Here is a 19,114-nt window from a genome sequence, read left to right as displayed (position 1 = left end):
TTCCACAAGGGAGGCTCACGCAGTTGAGACTCTAGGAAAGGACTTGACATGGGATTCGATGATGCACTGAACAAGGCTAAGGGCGCGTTCGAACAGAACGAAGACAAGGTCAAGGATTTCGCCAAGGAGCACGACGCTCAGGTTGACGGCGCGATCGATAAGGCAAGCGAGAAGGCTCAGGACGTCGCTCCCGACCAACTCGGCGACAAGATCGCTGACGGTGCCGAGAAGGGCAAGGACGCTTTCGACAAGTTCCACGGCTGATCACCATTGACTCGTCGCTAGCGCCACGGCGTTAGCACCGAAGAGGCGCTCCCCGTTTCGGGAGCGCCTCTTCTCGCATTCCATAGAGGTTATGGGGGTTTTCAAGGTTCGTGGTGAAGGGGAGCGTCGCGTCGCTGACGTAGAACGGCTCGTGGCCCTGCTGTGATGGGTGTTGTCATGACCTCCGCATCCCGGAGGACCACGAACCTGTGCACGAGAATAATGGTTCGCAGCGCGATGCTGCGAGCTCTCTCCACTCTGATCCCTCGTGAGCTCGCTTGGGCTTCACGTCAGAATCAGCTACTCAGTCCGCCAAATCGGGGAGTATAAGCTTCCGACGTTCGAACCACTCCAGGGTACTCGCAATACCGTCCTCAAGAGATGACGACGCAGTCCAGTTCAAGAGCTCCGCCGCCTTCCTGGAACGAGTAAACGCCCCAGCACTGTCGCCAGGACGACGCGGAGCTTCAACGACACGCACACTCTCCCCGACCACGCTCTCGAACGCGGCGACTAGCTCACGAACAGTAGTTCCTTCACCTGTGCCCAGGTTAATAACTTGATAGGCGGAGTTGGCTGCGATTTTTGCACTCTCCCTTACTGCAGCAACATGCGCCTCAGCGAGATCCCAAACATTGACATAATCTCTAATTCCCGAACCGTCTCGAGTGGGATAATCAGTCCCCGTGATTTGGAATTCAGAATCGCCTCGGTATGCTTCAATCAACTTACCGAGGGCATGCGAGGGCGAAGCTATTTGAAGCCCGGTTCTAAACTTAGGATCTGAACCAATGGGATTGAAGTAACGCAACGACAGTACGTTAAGGTCGCTCGCCGCAGCGATGTCTTCAAGCATTACCTCAAACATCGCCTTGCTTCTAGCGTATGGACTCGTAGGGGCCAGTTCTGAGCTCTCGTCTACCGAAAAGTCCTCACTCACAGCGTAGATTGAGGCCGAACTACTAAACACAAGCTGCGAACAGCCGTTCGCAATCAATCCGCGCACGAACGCCAGAGACTTGCTGATGTTCGCTTCATAGTATCCCAGCGGGTCCGCAACCGAATCGGGCACCACTATCAGTGCTGCAAAATGAAGCACGACTGCGATGTCAGGATGCTCCTCATAGATCCGATCTAGTAGAGCACGATCGGCGATATCCCCCTCATAGAACGTCAAGCCCTCAACGAACTCGCGTCGACCGGTGATGAGGTTGTCCAGAACGACTACCTCGAAACCTTCGTCTCGAAGCCTAGAAGCAACCGTGCTTCCAATGTAGCCAGCACCCCCTGAAATGAGCACTTTGACCGGGTGATTCATGAGCAACTCCTCTAATAATCACACTAGTGGTTCATATTCAGTCTATATAACTTCGTCAGAAACTTCCCAGATACCCTGCGTCACGATCTCGTGCCCAAGCACCATTCCTGACCATTGATTGATAACGCGAGCGATCCGTGAAGGATCGGTGTGTCGGTAGTCCTCAACCGTCAAACGTGACGGCCCAGCAGCCTCTAGGCCCAATGTGGGAACAACCAACTCAGGACTGAGCAACAGGGATTGCTTCTGCTCGTCGGGCAATTCCTCAACCTCCGCCACCTCGAATGAACATCGATCTAGGTCACCGCTCGTGCCTGTCCCGCTCTTAAAAGACACACCGAAGCAAGCTTCAGGAGTCATAACCTCCAGGCGCGAACTCGCTATAAACTTCGGTGGCCGACACGACTACCCGTCCCCCAGCTAGAGCAACGCCTGGCAGCTCCGGGCAATGTCCGAACAGGCCCCGACTAAGTTCATCACGGCTAACTCCACTTACCGAGCGGGTCTGAGTCCGAAGCCTGTTGGGAAATTCAATGCCTCACGGATTGAGCGCACCATTACCCCCACAACCCCTATGCAATCCAGTTAAGAGCGAGTTAGTCGTCATCGTTCTTTCGCAGAAGCCAAATAGCCACGGCGATCGCGAGCAGCGCCACCACAATCACCGGGATCCACAGCGCCCAGTTGAACGACTTTTGCTCAGCGACGACTTTGTCGGGTGACTCGACAGACGTCGGGGTCGCCTCGGCCCGTTCGTCGTCCTTCTTATCGCCCTGATCGGCAGCATCGCCGCTCTTGCCGGAGTCACCGGACGCCGAGCCACCGTCGGCCCCTTCGCCGGCGCTCTCTTCCGTGGCGGAGCTTCCCGCTTCCTCGGTGGGATTGGTCGGGTCCTCCGTGACCGCGTAGGTCAGCGTGCCCGAAATCGGGTGGCCGTCGGAACTCACGACGCGCCATTCGAGGGTCATGTCGCCGGGAGCCGGGAGCTGGTCGAGCTCGACACGAACCTCGTGACCATCAACCTGGGGTTCCCCCTCAAACAGAACCCTTCCGGCAGAATCCTTTGCGCGCACCTCGTTGCCAAGTTTGAGCGGCTCCGCGGAAAACTCGAGCGTGATGGTGCGAGCCTCTCCCTGGAGGATCTCGGCGCCATCCGCCGGCGTCGACCCCACGAGTCGGTCGTGCGCGAGAGCGGGCGCCGCGAGAATCATCATCGCGGCAAGGGCCGCACACACGAGGGTAAAAAAGCGAGAAACGGGGCGTGATAGCGCGCGCATGAAAGTCCTTTCACAAACACCGGCACTCAGCGGCGCGAACGGGCCTGCTCGAGCTGCTCGGGTGAATCAATATCGCTGAGCGAGCGCGCCACAAGCTCCGGCGCTAGTCCGCTCGCGCCTGCAAGCGTACCAACGTCAAGCCACGCCGGCTGGACGGGCTCGGGCGTCAACTCGCCGAGAGCGCGATAGAGGGATTTCGCGCTCGCCCCTGCGAGAGAGCCCCCCTCCCCTGCAACGTGCGAAAGCGCGCGCGCAAGCACCGCGTATGGCCACGCGGCGCACAGGAATTGCCGACGCCCGCCCGCATCCACGGCCCCCGCAACTTTTCCGGGTGCTTCCGCGCACGCATGCACGAGAGCGCCGAGCACTCGCGGCTCGAGCCATGGCATGTCGCCGCCAAGCACAAGTACCACCTCATTAGTGCTCCCGAGCCGCTCCAACTCGGCCAGTCCACGCGCGAGCCCCGCAACCGGGCCGGAAAAGGGTGGCTCCTCCCGCACGCACACCGCACCGATGCTCTGCACGTCCGCGCCCCGCTCCCCCACGAGAACGAGAGGCGCCCCTTCGCCGAGCGCCGAACGCGCCGCCAACAGCACGCTCGCGCGCATAGACCGCTCCTCGACCTCGAGAGTGGGTTTATCAACGCCGCCCATGCGCGAGCCACGGCCGCCGGCAAGCACGATCGCCGCGCCTGTCACCTCGAAAGCTTCCATGCCTCCATCCTCCCACCCGCGCCGCCTCGCGTGACATCCGCTTCCGCGCACCGCTTGGAACTTTGAGGCTGCGGCGATCGCCGCTAGAGTGGAAGGGCTCGAAAGCGCGAAGCATGCGACTTTCGATTGCCCTCGTAGCTCAGGGGATAGAGCACCGCTCTCCTAAAGCGGGTGTCGGACGTTCGAATCGTCTCGGGGGCACAACGAAAGCCCAGGTCAGAAGGCCTGGGCTTCGTCGTACGAACCTTCCGGTACGCAGCGGCTCCGCAATAGTTTCTACCGCCAGGCGACCGCCTCGTCAGCGCAGTGGCACCGGCCTTCCCGTGCGCACCGACTCCTGCGCAGCGTTCACGACCCGCACTGTGCGCGCGCCAACGGCGCCCGACGGCTCTTGGCCCTCGCCGCTGCGCACGGCTTCAAGGAAGGCATCGAGAAGTAGCGCATCGAGGTTGAGTCCGAAGGGGTGCCACTGCCCGGGGCCTTCGACGCGTTGCGAGAACGCATCGATGTCGAGCTGGCCGCCCGTGCCGGCCACGTGCAGTTTCAGGCCTCCCCACGTGGGGGCTTCGGCGGGCTGCGACCACGAGCAGTCGATCGTCGCGATGAGTTCGTTCGCGTAGCGAAGTGTCACGAGACCGCCGGTCTCGGCATCACCGTCGTTCGTGTGGCCGTACAGCACGCCGTTCGCGACCGCGTACACGGATTCGGGTTCACCGAAGAGCGAATCGAGAATTTCGGCGAGATGTACCACGTGGTCGACGAGGGCCCCGCCACCGGCAGCTTCCGGGTCGGTGAACCACTCGCGACCTGCGGGAAGCTTGCCGTTGTTGGCGCCCGCGAGCGCGATGATCTCGCCGAGGCTGCCGTTTTCGACGGCCTGGCGAAGCGCAGCAACCTGGGGCGAAAAATGCACGGGGAAGGCCGTCATAAGCACGAGTGAGGCGTTCGCGCAGGCGTCGACCATCGCCTCGGCGTCCTCAACGGTTGTCGCGAGCGGCTTCTCGCACAGCACGTGAATGCCGCGACGCGCCGCCTCAAGCACCAGGTCTTTATGGCCGGCGTTTTCACTGCACACGACGACGGCATCGGGCGCTTCGCCGTCAAAGGCGGTCCAAGCTTCCTCGATCGAGGAGAGCGTGCGATTCGCGGAAACGTCGCCGTAGCCATCCGGGTCGGCAAGAACGACCTCGATGTCGGCGCGGCTTTCCAACAAACGCACGTAGGAGGCAGCGTGGACGTGGGCGGCGCTCAGCACGGCCACGCGGAGGGCGCGGCCCGCAAGGGTGGGGTCGGTCGCGTTCACAGCACGATCCTTTCGCCGGTACGGATGGATTCGCGGGCGGCCTCGGCAACGGCGATGGCGCGGGTGGCGTCGGAACCGTTCACGCGCGGGGCGGGCCCGGGGTTTCCGACGCTCGCCTGCTTCACACAATTCCAGAAATCCTCGATCTCAGCCGCATACGGGTCGCGCATCCCGGCGACGCTCGGAAGGTAGCTCTTGCTCTCACCCGACGAGGCAACCGCGTCAAATTCGATGCCGGTGTTCTTTGCCGAATCGTACGTGAGCTTGCCGCCGCTTCCCGCGACGTCGAAGGAATAGTGGAAGACTGTGCCTTTTGCGCCCCACAGGCCGCGGCAGAATGTGAGTGCGCCGTTTGCGTGGGTGAGGATCACGTGAGCGGCGCGCACGCTCTGATCCCCGCTCGAGATGTTCTGTGTGGCGAAAACGCTCGTCACCTCGCCCGCGAGCCACAGCGCCTGGTCGATGTCGTGGATCATCTGGTCCATGATGATGCCGCCGCTGACGGACTCGTCTGCGAACCAGGGCTGCACGGGCATCGAACCGGAGCGCTCGAAGCGAAGAACAGCAAGATCGCCGAGTCGGCCAGAGTCGACGGCACGGCGAAGCGCCTCGTATTGAGGGAAGAACCGCACAACGTGCGCGGGGAAAAGAATCAGGCCAGCCTCGCGAGCGTGTTCCGCCATGCGCTCAGCCTCGCTCGAGGTGAGCGCGAGCGGCTTCTCGCACAGCACGTGCGTGCCGTGATCGAGCGCAGCGTGCACGTACTCGGGGTGCGAAGGGGTTGGGGTGCACACGTCAATGACGTCGACCGCCCCGAGGAGGCTGTCGAACGAGTCGTGGATCGTGACGGGCGAGAACTGGGCGGCGAAATCTTCCGCTCCCTGACTACTGAACACGTGGATATCGGCGTCGAGGGCCCGCCAGCCGCGGGCGTGGGAACGGGAGATTCCTCCGGTTCCCACGATGCCCACGCGCGGGTTCGGCTCAGAGTGGAGAGTCATTTATCCATTCTTTCAAGTGACACTGAACCGTAGGTATTAGCGGAAGCTCGAGAGAGCAAAGCCTTCGATGACCTTCTTTTGCATGATGGCGAAAGCGAGGAACACCGGGGCCATGGCCATGAGGCTCGCCGCCATAATCATCGGGTAGTCGGGCCCCACCAGGTGGTCGCCCTGGAGCATCGCGAGGCCTACCGCCACCGGGTACTTCTCGGTCGAGTTGATGACGACGAGTGGCCACAGGAGACTGTTCCAGGCCGACAGGAGTGTGATCACGCCGAAGGAGAACAGTGCCGGTCGCGCGAGAGGAAGCATGATCTTCCAGAACATTTGCCACGGATTGCAGCCATCGAGCTTCGCGGCGTCGACGAGTTCCTCGGGGATGCGGCGGAAGTACTGCATCATGAAGAACACGCCAAAGGCACTCACGAGGCCCGGGGCGAGGATCGCGAAGAAGTTGTCGAGAAGCCCCGCCGCGTCGACCATCTGGTACTGCGGGATGAGGAAGATTTGCCCGGGAACCATAAGAACCGTGAGCAGAAGGAAGAAGATCACCTTACGGCCGCGAAAGCGCATGCGCGCAAACGCGTATCCGGCGAGTGAACATGTCACGAGTTCCGCGAGGACCCTCAGGATCGCGTAACTGACGGTGACGGTCATCTGCTCGGTAAACGGCACGAACTCGAAGACCCGCGCGAAATTCTCCCACCGGAGTTTCTCGGGCCAGAGGCTCATCGGGATTTCGACGACCTCGGCTCGGGTGCTGAGCGCGAGTTTAATCTGCCACAGGAACGGGAACAGCATCGTGAGAGCGCCGATCGCGAGGATCAGGTGCGCGTCCCACGTGTGCCCGTGCAGTCCTTTGCTGCGCTTTTGCTTCTTCTTTTTCTTCGGCTTCGAGCCCTCGAAGGGAAGATCGGGAGCGAGGGAATCAGTCATAGTTCACCCACTTCTTCTGGACCCGGAACTGGACGATCGTGAGGATGCCGATGATCACGAGGATCAGCAGAGCAATCGCTGAGGCATACCCCTTGTCGTCTCCCGGGAAGGCCGCACGGTAGAACAGGTACACGAGCGAGAGCGTCTTCTTCGTGACTGGGTTGGAGTCGCCGAGCACCGCGAAAATAAGGTCGAAGAGCTGGAAGCCACCGATGATGCTCGTGACCGTAAGGAAGAAGATGCTCGGGGTGAGCAGCGGAATCGTGATCGAAAAGAACTGGCGCCACGTTCCCGCACCATCAAGCTGTGCCGCCTCGTACACTTCGGGCGGAATGGTCTTGAGCCCCGCACCGAGCACGATGATCTTGAAGCCGATACTCATCCACAGGCCCACGATCGCGACCACAACGAGGGCCACCCATTCGGTCGTGATCCACCGAGGGCCTTCGATACCGAAGAGCCGCAAGATGACGTTCACGATGCCGGCTTCGCTGTGGAAGATCATGCGCCACACCATCGAGATCGCCGTGGGCATCGCGATGTACGGCAGGAAGAACAGGGCGCGGTAGATGCCAGCGCCCTTGAGGCCCGGGCGTTCAAGCAGCGCCGCGAAAAGCACGGAGATCGGGATCGCGAGCAAAATGATGACCGTGTAAATCACCGTGTTGAGGAACGCGCGCGGGAGCTGCGGATCCTCGGCAAGGCGCTTGAAGTTGTCGAGCCCCACGAAGTGCGCGGGCTCGAACGTTGACCACGACGTGAGCGACATGCCGAAGCTCATGATCATCGGCACGAAGTACATGAGCCCAATGCCGATCACGGTCGGGGCAATGAAGAGCCACGGCCAGATGCCGTCGCTCATGCTTCCGCGGCGCTTTTTCTTCCGCGGGGCCTGCTGGCCCGCCTCATGAATCTCTTCAGAGGCGGCGCCAGCGGCAGCATTCGAAGCGTCGATCGAGCTCACTCGCTCTCCTTTGCGAGAACCTCGTTCATGGCCTTGGCGAGCTCGGTGCAGCCTTCCTCGGCAGTGAGTTCACCGGTGAAGACCTTCGTGAGGTATTCACCTTCGAGCTCCTGCCAGTCGGGGCAGTTCTTCGAGATCGGGAATGCCACGCCGTTGTTCTCGGCCTGGTCGATGAACACCTGGAGGTTGAGCTCCGGGTGGGCGTTGACGTAACCATCCTGAGTGCCGTTGAGGGCCGGGTTCGCGGCACCGGATTCGGCGCTGATCTTTGCGGCCTCTTCACCCGCGAGGAAAGCGACGAGAGCCTGCGCCGCCGGCATGTTCTTGGTGAAGGCAGAGATGCAGTTACCGATACCGTGCACCGCGGTCTTCGGAATGTTGCCACCGGGCAGCGTCGCGACGGTCACGTCATCCTTGGTCGAGGCCTTGAGCATCGCCGGCACGCGCCAGTTGCCCGACCACTGCATCGCGCACTTGCCACTCTCGAACATGGCGTAGGCGGAGTTTTCAGCAAGGTAGTCAAGGTCAGGGGATGCGCCGATCTCGATCAGGTCTCGCCAGAACTTCACGCCCTCAATGGTCTTGGGATCGTCGTAGCCGGACTTCTTCTTATCGTCGGAAATCACGTAGCCACCCGTGATGGCGATCGAGTGGTAGTAGGACGCCGTGCGCGAGAACACCTCGGCGCAGCCCCAGACATCGTCGGGAAGCTTCTCGCCGAGTTCGACGGCCTTTTCCTTGTAGGTGTCGAGCGTCCAGGTCTCGTCGGGGTAGGCGACACCGGCCTGGTCGAAGAGCTTCTTGTTGTACCAAATGGCGACGGTGTCGAAGTCTTTCGGCGCGGCGAACGGCTCACCGTCGACGCTGTACATGTCAGCGAGCGCCTCGGGGTAATTCTTCGGGTCGAACAGGCCGGCATCCTGGAGGCCCTTGAGCGAAGCGAGCTGGCCGTTCTCGGCGTAGGAGCGGAAGTTCGGGCCGGTCATCCAGAACACGTCGGGAAGTGCCTTGGAGGACACCTGCGTGCGCAGCTTCCCGAAGTACTCCTTCCACGGGGTCATCTGGAGGCTGACCTTGACGTTCGGGTATTTTTCGTTGAACGCCTTGATCATCTCTTCCAGCATGTCCTGCTGGTTGACATCCCAGAAGCCGTAGGAGATGGATCCTTCGACCTTTTCGGGATCGTCACCGATCTCGTTCTTGGTGCCCTCACTCGAAGTGTTTCCGGTGCCGGCACCGCCGCATCCGGCTGCGGCGGCCGCGAAGGCAGCACCACTTGCGGCGAGAAGAGACCGACGGGCAATGGTGGATTTCGTCATGATGTGCTCCTTGAGTCGTGAGAGAAAAGAGGGGTCAACAGTCAACTGGCATGTGCGCGGGGCGAGTGGATAGTGGTGTCGGTCGGAAGGTCGGGGGCGGTCAGGGTCAGGGGCGCGGGCAGATGCCAGTGGGCGAGTGCGGGTGCACTCGGGTTCGTGAACGCGGTGTAAAGGGCTCCGACGGCTGTTGAATAACGGCCGTGCGCTGAGCGCTTGATCCGCGGCAAGAAGGGCACCGTAAGGCGTTCCTTCAGGTTGGTCGCGAAAAAATCCGCGAGGGGCGCGGAGGTCTCGCTCAGAGCGCCCGCGAGAACGAGCACCTCTGGATCGAGGATCGCGACGAGACGCGATAGGGGGTCGGCGAGGGCCTCGAGGTACTCGTGCAGACTCGAAAGGGATTCGGTGTCGCCCGCGTGGGCGCGCTCGGCGGTCTCAAGAGGACTCCTGCCCTCCGGCCATTTCCAGTCGCCGCATACGGATCCAGGAGTCCACTGGGTGCCCACCGCCGTCGTCATTTCGCCAGCAACACCATTGGCACCTTCGAAAAGCTCGCCGTTGAGGGTCACAGCGGTCGACACACGACGCCCGAGCCATACCGTCACCTGAGACGAATCCACCGTGCCGGCACCGAGGCGCGCTTCCCCGAGCGCGGCCGCCTTGACGTCGTTACTCACAAAAAGCGGCACGTTTATGAGGGATTCAATTTCACGATGAAAATCCCAATCATTAAGGTAGGGCAGCACACGCGAAAGCTTGACCTTTTGCGATTTGACGATGCCGGGAACCGCGAGCCCAACACCCGCAACCGAGGCGCCCTCACTCACGATCCGAACCACGTCATCGAGGTCACGCAGGAAGGTGTCGCGCGAAGGCTCGCGCACGCGATCTGCTTCGTGGCGTGCCAGGATGCGACCGGCGCGGTCAGTAGCGATCGCGCGAATAGCGTGCTCACCAATGTCCACGCCAATCATTCGGTCGCGCGGCACGAACGTGTATGTTCGCCCAGGTCGCCCCGCTTTTCCGGTCGGGCGCAAGTCCGAAGTGACAACGTGGGCTGTTTCGAGTGAGCGCAATGCGGCATCAATCGTGGGCCGCGAAAGATCGGTGCGGCTCGCGATCGCGCTCGCCGTAAGCGAGCGGTGATCGCGAAGCAATATAAGGCACTGCTCTTCGGGAGAAACGAGGAGCGCGGGAGTGCGCTGGTCAGCCGGCACCACACGCGCTGCGGATGCCGCACCTCGCACTCGCGCCATGGTTACCCTCCTCGAATTCGCACCTGCCGCGTTCGCGCCAGGAGTTTTTAAAGACGATTTAAATAAACCAATCGCGCGACTTTCCCTCAAGGCAGGAAACGAAATGTCAGCACCTGTTCACCGACAATTCAGACGCACGCCCCCGCATGACAACCTGTGACCGGAATCGGCGGCTCACGTCCCTCGAGCAGCAGGAAGCCCCGAGCTCATCCGCTCGGGGCTTCCGCAGGCGTTTACGCGCACCCTACAGGAGGGAATTTCCCCTCTCGATGTAGCTCGCCATTTCCTCTTCGGGCACCATGTTGCCGCCTGTGATCCACGACAGGTGCGTGGCGTTCGCGAGCTTTTCCTCGTCGATACCAATGCGCTCACGGTACTCGGCATTCGCCAACACGTGCGTGGGCCCCAGGAGGCTCGTGGCACTCGACGGCTCCATCTTCAGCCCTTCGGCGCTGTCTGCTTCGGCGACGAGACGGTACATCTCGTCATCATCCACCGTATAGAAACCGTCGATAAGCCGGCCCATCGCCTGCCCCACAAAACCAGAAGGGCGGCCGCACGCGAGGCCATCAGCCGCTGTCACGTTATCAATCCCGAAGTCCTGCACGGCGAGCGCCTCGTGCGCACCCGTGTGCACACCCAGCAGCATTGACGGGCAGTGCGTGGGCTCCGTGAAGATACAGCGCACAGCATCTCCGAACTCGGCCTTGAGGCCAAAAGCCACACCACCGGGGCCGCCGCCCACCCCACAGGGGAGATACACGAACAGCGGATGATCAGCGTCGACTTGCACCTCCATCGCCCGCAGCTGACCCGCGAGCCGATGACCAGACACCGCGTAGCCGAGGAACAAGCTCTTGGAATTCTCATCGTCAACGAAGTAAATCGTTTCGTCGCTTTCCGCCTGCTTGCGACCTGCCGCCACAGCAATCGAATAATCCGATTCGTACTCCACGACCTCAACGCCGTGCGAACGAAGGCGGTCCTTTTTCCACTGGCGAGCGTCGGAAGACATGTGCACACTTGCCTTGAAACCAAGTTTTGCGCTCATGATCCCGATCGAGAGGCCGAGGTTGCCGGTCGAACCAACCGCAACGCGGTAGCGGCCGAACACCTCGCGTGCCTCATCAGAGTCAAGCACGCTGTAGTCGCTGTCGAGCGTGATGAGCTCATGCTTGAGGGCGATCTCTTCGGCGTGCTTGAGCACCTCGTAGATGCCGCCACGCGCCTTGATCGAGCCAGAAATCGGGAGGTGCGAATCGAGCTTCGCCCACATAGAACCGGGCATCTGTGCGCCCTTGCGCTCACCGATCACGGAGGCAAGGTTCGGGACCGCCGCAATCGGGGATTCGATAATGCCCGCCGACACCGAAGTTTCGGGAAACACCGAGCGGATGTAGGGCGCGAACCGCTTGAGCCGGGCTGAGGCATCGCGGATATCCGCCTCGGTCAGGCCAACGTCGGCGATCCCTTCCTCGGCGGTTCCGGCGATACCCGGGTTGAACCACGAAAGCTCGCGCATCGCGGCCAACTCGCTAATGAGCGGGAACTCGTCAATCCAGGCTGCGCGTGTGCGCCCGGCAATCGTGTCAGTCATGTCAGTCATATCTGTCTCCTTGAACAGTTCGGTCTTACGGACAGTTGTCTCGCGAGGATTAGAAAGCAATGCTGAGGGCCAGAACCGCCCCTAGAGCGACGACCGAGCTGATCGTCGTCCCGAGCGTGAGGGTCTTGAAAGCATCAGCGACGCTGATCTGCATGTACTCCTTGTACATCCAGAACAGTGAATCAGTGACCTGAGTCAGGCCAATCGCGCCGGCGCCAATCGCGAGCGCAAGAATTTCCGGGGAGAGATCGGGGTTCGCCGCCAGCATAGGGAGCACAATGCCTGCGGCACTGATCATGGCGACGGTTGCCGAGCCCACGGCGAAGTGCAGCACGAGGGCAACGAGCCACGCGACAATCACGGGGCTCACCGGTAGCTGCCCCAGCGCATCCGCGAGAGCTTCCGCGATACCCGAAGCTTCAAGTACCGCGTTAAAGCCGCCTCCCGCACCGATGATGAGCAGCACGCCACCGATCGGTCCGAATGCCGAATCGGTGATCTCCGAGATACTCGTGAGCTTCATGCCGCGACTCAGGCCGAGAGAAACATACGAGAAGAGAACCGAGATGAGGAGCGCGGTGATGGGGTTCCCCACGAAGGACACCACTCCCCCGAGCGTCGAAGAATCGTCGATGAAAATGAGCAGCACCGTGCGGCCCACCATGATGATGAGCGGGAGAAGAATCGTGAGGAGCGTGATCCAGAACCCCGGGAGCGAATGCTCCGCTTCTGCGTCGGTAAGTCGCGATTCGACAACCGCCGCATCGGCCGACGAGACACCAGTAGCGTTACCGGGAATGGTGGGCTCACCGGGGCCACTTGCAACTGTCGCACGAACGTCGAGAGCGGGAAGCACGAACCGCGCGAAAATCGGGCCCGCAACGAGCGCCGAAGCAGTCGCCACCACGAGGCCGAGCATAATGACCATACCCACGTCTGCCCCGAGAGTACCCGCGATTGCCGTTGCCGCCGGGTGAGGCGGAAGAATACAGTGCACCGTCATAAGTGAGATCGCGAGGGGAACACCCACGATGACGCGCGAGATTCCCGCTTTCTTTGCCACCACGAACACGAGCGGCACGAGCAGCACGAAGCCCACTTCGACGAACACCGGAATACCAGCGAGAAGCCCCAGAACCGCCATGGCAAGCGGTGCTCGCTTCTCACCAAACGCCTGCACAAGCGACGTCGCGAGGCGCTCTGCGCCACCGGTCACTTCGAGCATCTTGCCGAGCACCGCACCAAAACCGATGATGAGTACAAGGAAGCCAAGCGTGCCTCCCACACCGCCCTCGATCACATCGGCAATGTCGGAAAGCTTCACGCCAGTCACGAGCGCCACCGCGAGAGCCGCGATCACAAGCGCAAGCGAACCGTGCATCTTAAATTTGACGATAAGAACAACGATCAGAGCAATCGCCGCAAGCAACACGGCAACGAGTGCACCTGTAGACATCACACGCCTCCATTGGCGGTATCGGGGCAACTGGCCGGCACCCTCACCGCTGGGAGCGGTCCCGGTGCTTCTACCGTATCGTTCGTCACATGGACGAGCGCTGCCCCTAAGTCCTTATAAACCCCAGGTCAGGGGCTATGTGCGCGAGAGTACAGGCCCAGAGGCGAGCATTTTTACCAGCGCTCGGGGTATCCGATATGCGCGGGCGCTACCACCTGTTGCCGGGCAGAAGCTCGCCGCGCCGCGACAATCGACATGCCCGTGACGGCCACGATGATGAGTCCAAGCCCAGTGAGTGCGCACATAACAGCCGGCACGAAAACGTCGTGCGCGGCCACATCGAGCACGCGCTGCACCAGCGGCCCACCAACGGTAGACCCGGTGAGAGATTCGGGCACCCAAAGACTGTTGCTGTAGAGAACGGCTATCCACGTGAGAGCAGAGAGAACCACCGCAATGCCAAGGAGCACGAGAGTGCGCAGCCGCACGTTCGAGATGGCCAGGGCACCTAGACCAGCAGCGACTCCCACAACCGTTAAGAGCGTGGCGTTCACAGCGCAGGCCTCTAGGACCTCGAACCAACCGGCGTTGAAAGTTCCGAGGGTGACGACTGTTGGCCCCACGTCGGGGAGATCGAACGGGAGAATAGACTGCACGGGGGCAAGGAGGGCATCCCACACAGGAGTGAGGTCGGCGTGCACCGTCACGGTCGTGGCGCCGCTCGTGAGCTGATCGTGCATGTCCCCCATCGTTCCGGTCCACATGTGCCCGTAGGCTTCAGTCTCTGTCACGACCCCGACTTGACTCAGAATCGTGTCCTGAACCGTAGAGCGCAGGCCCGCGGGAATGGGAAGCCCTGCGCCAACCTGGTTCATCGCCTCGTTCGCGAGGTCCTTTTGCAGATCGAGGTCATGCGCGAGGGGGCTCGTGAGCGATAAGAAGCCGTCCCTATCGACGATGCGGTCGCGCACCCACGCCGCGGGAACGCTCACGGTCGTGGCCACAAACGAAATAAGCACGAGGAGCACGGCCCCGATTTCACGCACGATAGTCATAGCCTCACCCTACCGAAACGCGGTCGGCGGTTAAATAAGGAAGCCACCTCGGAATGAACCGAGATGGCCGCCTCGAAAGAATGAGGGTCAGTCAACGATGCGGTGGTACGACCAGTTAGCCTTCCACATCTTGCGGAGGCTTGTGTCTTTACGCGAGTTTCCCGCGTCGAGAATCATGCCGTTACCGGCGTAGATGCCCACGTGGCCGGGGTAATACACGAGATCGCCTGGGCGGGCCTGCGACTTCGAGATGCGCTTACCCATGCGAGCCTGAGCGCCCGCGCTGTGCGGAAGGTTGATGCCGTGCTGGCGGTACACCCATGAAGTGAAGCCCGAGCAGTCCCAACCCGAGCGCGAGCTCCCACCGAACTTGTAGCGAACGCCAATGCCACTCTTCGCGGTGGCGAAGATCGAGCTGCCTGCGACCGCGGGGCTTGCAGCCTCTTCAGTCTCCTCATCGCGCGTCTCGCCCTCGTCCTGCGCACGCGAATCTTGCTCGTCTTGATTGCGATCATCGCGGTTCGAACGCTCGTTGTTTCGGTTCGAGCGCTGCTCATCGCGGCTCGAGCGCTCCTCATCGCGGTTCGAGCGCTCCTCATCGCGGTTCGAGCGCTGTTCTTCACGGTTGCGCGAGTCTTCTTCGCGGGTGTTCTCCTCCGCGTCCGCGTCGTGGCTGTCTGCTTCTTCGACCGCAACAACGGGCGCCTTGGGCTTGAGGGTCGCAGCTTCGGCAGCGAATACACCAAAGGCGGCATCATCGTGCTTCTGCGCAGCCGGGATGGTCACGGCGGGGGCGGTGACGGGCGCGATAATGTTCGCCGACTCAGCAGCCGCATCGGCCTGGGTAGTGCCATCGGCGAGAGCGCCGGTGGTGCCGGTGAGAACGAAGGTCGCAGCGAAAGCAACGCCAGCGGTGCCACGGGTTGCGCGGGCCACGGGGGTGACGGGGCGCATCTGGCGGCGATGAGTCTTCGCGGAACGATTCGACACTTGGGGACCTTCCATGTTCTCGGCCTTGCGGCTCCTGCCTAAGTTTTCGGGCTTCCCGGAGCAGGGGTGAAAATCCGGGAGCGGGGCGCGGCTCATCCGCAACCGAGTAAAACTCTACGGAACGAAAAGCCTCCGCCAGAGAGATCTGACGGAGGCTGTGACAAGTCTTTGACTACCCTTTACCTAGACCGGGTGAGGTCACACTAAATCGACCCCAATGTGTCCCGCATCGGAAGGCGTGAGCGAGATCGACTCTCCCGCGACCGCTTCGAGAACGATCGCGTCCGCATCGGCGCAAACGCGCACGTCAGCGCCGGGAACGATCCCATGACTCTCCAGATCCGCGAGGAACGTGACATCCGATTGAATGACTTCACCGATCGAGGCGATCCGCACGCGTCGCTCTCCGTCGCTCAGGTCACAGTCCACAAGCCTTTGACCCGCACTTTGCCGAACATTCGAGCCATTGACGCCCTCGGCAACCCCGGGGTGGATGTCTTCGAGCCCGCAGTCCAATTCGGCGAGGCCCGGGATCGGGTTGCCGTACGGATCACGGTACGGGGGCTTCAAAAGAGAGGCGATCTTCCGCTCCACGTCGAGGCTCATGACGTGTTCCCATCGGCACGCCTCCTCGTGCACCTTCGAATACTCGAGCCCAATGACGTCGATCAAATGGCGCTCGGCAAGTCGATGCTTGCGCATGACTCCCGTAGCGATTCGTTCACCTTCGATGCTGAGGTGGATCACGCGCGCATCGTCAAGAAAGAGCAGCCCATCGCGTTCCATCCGCGCGACCGTTTGGGAAACGGTGGGACCCGATTGGTGAAGCCGCTCCGCGATCCTCGCCCGCATCGGCGTAATCCCCAACTCGAGAAGTTCGAACACCGTTTTGAGGTACATCTCCGTCGTGTCGATCAGGTCAGTCACGGTGCTCCTTTGAGTGGGTACAGGGGGCGCGCGAGTGTGGGTGGCGCTGCTCGATTCTATAAGTCCCTCTCCGACGTTTGCCTCGCAAGCGTCGGACTCACCTTCGTGTAAGCGCTCTCCCCCTGCCGAAAAGCCGAGCGAAAAGCGGTGCGAGCTCAAACATCCTTAGTGATGATCCTCGAGATCAGCGTCAGGGCTCCCGCAGTGAGAGCAAAGAACGATCCGGTTGCCGCGATGGCACCAACAACCATTGCGCCTTTGGACGCGTGACGAACAGCAAGCACGAGAGCCCATGCCGCAAGCACGAGCCCCACAAGCGACAGCGCGACGCCGATGCTGATGAGGGCCATGCCCTTGAGAATTCCAAAGGCGCCACCGATGATCGCGAAGATGATCGCGACGATTCCAAAGACGAGCGTCCGGGTCGTGGCGCGAGGGGATGCGGGCTCGGGCACGGTCGTGGCACTACCCCCTCTCGCTTCTAAGGGCGTCTCGTGTGGTGTGCTGTTCACGGCAATCGCCACTGCACGTTGTGTTCCACGACGTCCTCGTCGTCGTTGGTAAAGGTGAGAATCTTTTCGCCCTGCCCCATGACCTCATCGGGAAAGCACACGAAACCGGAGGTCGACTCGCCTTCTTGCAAAATCTCGGGGATGAGTTGTCCCGGCACGATCACGGGGCGCGAACGCACCCCCTGGTGCGTGCTGCTTGTCAGCCAAAACATCGCCGCGTTCGCATCACCCTCGTTGCTCTTCGACGTGATTTCCACGGTGATGCACTGGGAGGGTCCCGCATCTGTGGGCTGTTCAGGGTGGAAGCCGTTGTCCACGACCGTCACGGTCACCTTGCCAGCATCGACCGGAGTTCCGGGCGTGCCTTGCTGAAGGGGCGCGGGCGGTGGCGGTGGCGGGTAGATTTCCTCGTCACCTCCGCCAAGCGTGATGCCGTACTGCATCCCGGTGGGACTAGGTGAGGGCGTGATCGCTGCCCGTTCGGGTGTTTCCTCGCTGCCGGCTTCGGCACTCGCCCCCTGACTCGTGAAAAGAACATAGGCGAACACACCGAGAACCGCGAGGATCGCGACACTCACCATGACATTGCCGCCAATCAGCACTCCGGTGAGAGCACGATTTCGCGGGGGCTTTGGGTGCTGCTGGCTCATGCCAGGCTCGAGTGGCGGTGCGCTCATGCGGCCATCATAATCGCCGCACACACAAAAAGGTATGGCGCGTCACAAGATTCTGGCGTGCGGCGGAACGAGAATCGCCCCGCACCGTGCTCCTCAACAGAGCAGGTGCGAGGCGATGCCGCATGAATGGTGAGCCGATCGCTACAGCATGGCGATGAGGCCAATGATGATCGAGACGATGCCGATCAGAACCGAAATCACCGAAAGCACGGCAGCAATGATGCCGAGCACCTTGCCGCTTCCGCCCTTGAAGCCGCGCACCGCGCCCCAGATACCGAGCACGAGACCCGCGATGCCGAGCGGGATCGAGAGCGCGTAAACGAGCATGATCGGCACGAACGTAAGGCCGATGCCGATGAGGGCAAGCACGATGCCAATGATGGCAAGCACGGTGCCGCTCTTCTTCGGGGCAGTGTCAACGGCAGGCGCCTGCTGCTGGTTGTAGCCCGCGGGGGTCGCGTAGCCGTTGTTCGCACTCTGGGCAGAATAGGCGCTCTGTGCGCTTGGGGCGCTCTGCGCGAATGAGTTGGCACTCGAATTTTGCGCGCTGTAGCCACCCTGCGGGGCAGACTGGTGAGGGCCGGAGTTCATCGCACTGTAGCCGCCCTGCGGAGCCTGCTGAGGCTGTTGGCCGTAGCTCGACCCGCCGTAGCCCTGACCGTACTCTTGACCGTAGCTCTGCTGCTGGGTCTGTTCTCCGTAGCTCTGCTGCTGGGTCTGTTCTCCGTAGCTCTGCTGGCCATAATTCTGACCGTAGCCCTGCGCCTCGTTCGAGGAGCCGTAGCTGGGGGCGCCGCTCGCGGAGCCGTAACCCGCGGCCTCATTCGAGGAACCATAGCTCGGGGCGCCGCTCGCGGTGCCGTAACCCGCGGCCTCATTCGAGGAACCATAGCTCGGGGCGCCGTAGCCCTGAGCCTCGGGAGCTGCACCTTCGTGGCCGGGAGCGCCGTACGAGGCATTCTGCGGCGCCTGCTCATTCGACTGCTGAGCAACATTCTGTTCGCCGCCAAATGAAGGCGCACCGTATGCGCCGTATTGCGTGGCCTCTTCGCGCGGCTGCTCAGGCTGCTCAACGTGCGCAGGTTCGCTTTGAACAAGGTCGCTTTGCGAGGCGTCGCTTCCTTCCGCGTCACTCTGGGAAGTGCTCTGCTCGGGCGCGCCGTAGGTCGACGCCGCGGGAGCCGATTCCTCTGCTTTACCGTACTGCGCCGGCTGGAACGTCGAACCGTACGACTGCACGCCGCTATCGTGCGAAGTCGCTTCGGGATTCTGCGAAGCTTCGGGGGACTTTCGTTCTCCCTCAGCCTCAGCATTCTGCGAGGCGAACGGGCCAACCTCGTGCACAACGCCGCCCTCGGGCGTCGCAGCGGCGGACTCGTCGTGCGAAGGGGCGAGCGCTTCCTGCGCCTGCCAATTCGGCGCCGATGGCTGCTCCTGCTGGGCGTTCTCGACGCTCGGCGAGTTGTTCTCGGGATTCTCGGGCTTCGGGTAGCCCTCGGGGCTGTTGACGGGATCGTTGCCGTAAGGAGTACTCATGCCCCCA

Annotated in this window: 18 protein-coding genes and 1 tRNA gene; 2 read left to right on the top strand and 17 right to left on the bottom strand. The window is 61.8% G+C overall.

Translation table 11 applies throughout. The annotated features are described in order from the left end of the window. The first annotated feature begins 48 nt into the window (after positions 1-48). A complete protein-coding gene (locus NBW56_RS08300) occupies positions 49-264 on the top strand; it encodes an Rv0909 family putative TA system antitoxin (RefSeq protein ID WP_250258820.1) in 216 nt (71 codons plus the stop codon). A gap of 304 nt (positions 265-568) precedes the next feature. On the opposite strand, the gene galE is transcribed toward NBW56_RS08300, so the two are convergent. The 3 genes from galE to mobA all read right to left on the bottom strand — a co-directional run bounded on the left by galE (position 569) and on the right by mobA (position 3,572). Then, complete coding sequence (gene galE / locus NBW56_RS08295) at positions 569-1,582, bottom strand: UDP-glucose 4-epimerase GalE (protein ID WP_250258819.1); 1,014 nt, start codon at positions 1,580-1,582, stop codon at positions 569-571. Positions 1,583-2,178: 596 nt separating this feature from the next. Next, positions 2,179-2,859, bottom strand: coding sequence for a copper resistance CopC family protein (locus NBW56_RS08290; protein WP_250258818.1), 681 nt, complete (start codon positions 2,857-2,859; stop codon positions 2,179-2,181). 26 nt (positions 2,860-2,885) lie between these two features. Beyond that, entirely contained in the window at positions 2,886-3,572 is a 687-nt protein-coding gene (mobA, locus tag NBW56_RS08285; protein WP_126847939.1) for a molybdenum cofactor guanylyltransferase, read from the bottom strand. A 128-nt stretch (positions 3,573-3,700) separates the two neighbouring features. On the opposite strand from mobA, the gene NBW56_RS08280 reads away from it, so the two are divergent. Further along, positions 3,701-3,773: transfer RNA gene (locus NBW56_RS08280), tRNA-Arg, on the top strand. A gap of 97 nt (positions 3,774-3,870) precedes the next feature. Here NBW56_RS08280 and NBW56_RS08275 read toward each other — a convergent pair. From NBW56_RS08275 to NBW56_RS08210, 14 genes are all read right to left on the bottom strand, one after another. After that, entirely contained in the window at positions 3,871-4,875 is a 1,005-nt protein-coding gene (locus NBW56_RS08275; protein ID WP_126847940.1) for a Gfo/Idh/MocA family protein, read from the bottom strand. Next, positions 4,872-5,876, bottom strand: coding sequence for a Gfo/Idh/MocA family protein (locus NBW56_RS08270; RefSeq protein WP_250258817.1), 1,005 nt, complete (start codon positions 5,874-5,876; stop codon positions 4,872-4,874). Before NBW56_RS08270 ends, NBW56_RS08275 begins: the two co-directional genes overlap by 4 nt. A 36-nt stretch (positions 5,877-5,912) precedes the next feature. After that, complete coding sequence (locus tag NBW56_RS08265) at positions 5,913-6,812, bottom strand: carbohydrate ABC transporter permease (RefSeq protein WP_250258816.1); 900 nt, start codon at positions 6,810-6,812, stop codon at positions 5,913-5,915. Continuing rightward, complete coding sequence (locus NBW56_RS08260; RefSeq protein WP_250258815.1) at positions 6,805-7,776, bottom strand: carbohydrate ABC transporter permease; 972 nt, start codon at positions 7,774-7,776, stop codon at positions 6,805-6,807. Before NBW56_RS08260 ends, NBW56_RS08265 begins: the two co-directional genes overlap by 8 nt. Continuing rightward, positions 7,773-9,095, bottom strand: a complete 1,323-nt coding sequence (locus tag NBW56_RS08255) for an ABC transporter substrate-binding protein (RefSeq protein ID WP_250258814.1) — start codon at positions 9,093-9,095, stop codon at positions 7,773-7,775. The genes NBW56_RS08260 and NBW56_RS08255 overlap by 4 nt, the downstream gene beginning before the upstream one ends. A 41-nt stretch (positions 9,096-9,136) precedes the next feature. Continuing rightward, on the bottom strand, positions 9,137-10,348 hold the full coding sequence (locus NBW56_RS08250; RefSeq protein WP_250258813.1) for an ROK family transcriptional regulator: 1,212 nt from the start codon (positions 10,346-10,348) through the stop codon (positions 9,137-9,139). Positions 10,349-10,592: 244 nt separating this feature from the next. Beyond that, positions 10,593-11,954, bottom strand: a complete 1,362-nt coding sequence (gene dsdA, locus NBW56_RS08245) for a D-serine ammonia-lyase (RefSeq protein ID WP_250258812.1) — start codon at positions 11,952-11,954, stop codon at positions 10,593-10,595. Positions 11,955-12,003: 49 nt separating this feature from the next. After that, positions 12,004-13,410, bottom strand: a complete 1,407-nt coding sequence (locus NBW56_RS08240) for a GntT/GntP/DsdX family permease (protein WP_250258811.1) — start codon at positions 13,408-13,410, stop codon at positions 12,004-12,006. A 173-nt stretch (positions 13,411-13,583) separates the two neighbouring features. Continuing rightward, on the bottom strand, positions 13,584-14,465 hold the full coding sequence (locus NBW56_RS08235) for a hypothetical protein (RefSeq protein ID WP_250258810.1): 882 nt from the start codon (positions 14,463-14,465) through the stop codon (positions 13,584-13,586). Positions 14,466-14,552: 87 nt separating this feature from the next. Further along, positions 14,553-15,470: a C40 family peptidase gene (locus NBW56_RS08230; RefSeq protein ID WP_250258809.1), complete on the bottom strand. Its 918-nt coding sequence runs from the start codon at positions 15,468-15,470 to the stop codon at positions 14,553-14,555. A 183-nt stretch (positions 15,471-15,653) separates the two neighbouring features. Next, entirely contained in the window at positions 15,654-16,382 is a 729-nt protein-coding gene (locus tag NBW56_RS08225) for a metal-dependent transcriptional regulator (RefSeq protein WP_150333610.1), read from the bottom strand. Positions 16,383-16,537: 155 nt separating this feature from the next. Beyond that, on the bottom strand, positions 16,538-16,837 hold the full coding sequence (locus NBW56_RS08220) for a hypothetical protein (RefSeq protein WP_126847955.1): 300 nt from the start codon (positions 16,835-16,837) through the stop codon (positions 16,538-16,540). Positions 16,838-16,890: 53 nt separating this feature from the next. Then, positions 16,891-17,571 (bottom strand): hypothetical protein, encoded by a 681-nt coding sequence (locus tag NBW56_RS08215; protein ID WP_250258808.1) that lies wholly within the window; start codon positions 17,569-17,571, stop codon positions 16,891-16,893. Positions 17,572-17,712: 141 nt separating this feature from the next. Continuing rightward, positions 17,713-19,107 (bottom strand): hypothetical protein, encoded by a 1,395-nt coding sequence (locus tag NBW56_RS08210; protein ID WP_250258807.1) that lies wholly within the window; start codon positions 19,105-19,107, stop codon positions 17,713-17,715. Between the last annotated feature and the right edge of the window lie 7 nt (positions 19,108-19,114).

Source organism: Dermabacter sp. Marseille-Q3180, from assembly GCF_940792985.1.
GTDB classification, from domain to species: Bacteria; Actinomycetota; Actinomycetes; order Actinomycetales; family Dermabacteraceae; genus Dermabacter; species Dermabacter vaginalis.
Note: the sequence above shows the minus strand (reverse complement) of the source record. Positions and strands in the feature narration are given on the sequence as shown.